The 245-nt window shown below is 35.5% G+C and carries 1 protein-coding gene; it reads left to right on the top strand.

Features of this window, described 5'->3' with window-relative positions; genetic code table 11:
• Positions 1 to 245, top strand: a 245-nt coding sequence (locus RYX56_RS24520) for a DEAD/DEAH box helicase (protein ID WP_317124409.1), incomplete at both ends; no start/stop codon positions are given.

Genomic DNA, 245 nt, shown 5'->3' with positions numbered 1-245 from the left:
CCATACAAAGTTTAATTTCAAATAATGGAATCAAATCATTTATTACACAGTATGGTCAGATCATTGTTGATGAGTGCCATCATATTTCTGCCTTTAGTTTTGAAAAAGTGTTAAAACAAATTCGTGCAAAGTATGTATACGGTCTAACTGCTACTCCTATTCGGAAAGATGGGTTGCAGCCTATTATCTTTATGCAGTGCGGTCCTATCCGTTATAAAACGGATGCCAAAATCCAAGCGAAAATC

The sequence above is a fragment of the Alkalihalophilus lindianensis genome, from assembly GCF_032843265.1.
Taxonomy (GTDB): Bacteria; Bacillota; Bacilli; order Bacillales; family Bacillaceae_D; genus Alkalihalophilus; species Alkalihalophilus lindianensis.
Note: the sequence above shows the minus strand (reverse complement) of the source record. Positions and strands in the feature narration are given on the sequence as shown.